Source organism: Psychrobacter coccoides (assembly GCF_017498085.1).
Taxonomy (GTDB): domain Bacteria; phylum Pseudomonadota; class Gammaproteobacteria; order Pseudomonadales; family Moraxellaceae; genus Psychrobacter; species Psychrobacter coccoides.
Genome location: NZ_JAGBKM010000059.1, coordinates 1 through 431, shown reverse-complemented (window position 1 = coordinate 431; position 431 = coordinate 1). Strand labels below are relative to the sequence as shown.

The following is a 431-nucleotide window of genomic DNA, read 5'->3' as shown; positions in this document are numbered from 1 at the left end:
GCTATTAAGCATATCAGTACGCGCCAAAGCGGTAAAAAGTCTCTAAAAAGCACCCTGCAATTCAGCTTAGCTAACCGTCAAAAGCTCACAATAGATCTATGGGACAGCTATAACCTAGCCCTGTACAGCATCAATACGTGCGAATTGGTACAAGACAATCGTGGTCACTGGTATGCCTGTGTCACCGTCAAAGAATTTCCAAAAACAGTTTGTGGCATGGGCCAAGTCGGTATTGATTTAGGCTGTAAAGATGCCGCAGTCAGTAGTGAAGGTGATCAGCTACAAATCAAAGTCACCCATCAATACGCCGAAAAACTGGCCATCGCCCAACGTGCTAAAAACAAAAAACGGGTTAAGGCCATTCATGCCAAGATTAAAAACACCCGCCAAGATCTGATTCATAAATTCACATCAAAGCTTGTTAAAGCCAA

1 pseudogene is annotated in these 431 nt (G+C 43.4%); it reads left to right on the top strand.

The annotated features are described in order from the left end of the window. A pseudogene (locus J3492_RS13055) lies at positions 1-431 on the top strand (RNA-guided endonuclease InsQ/TnpB family protein); the annotation flags it as partial.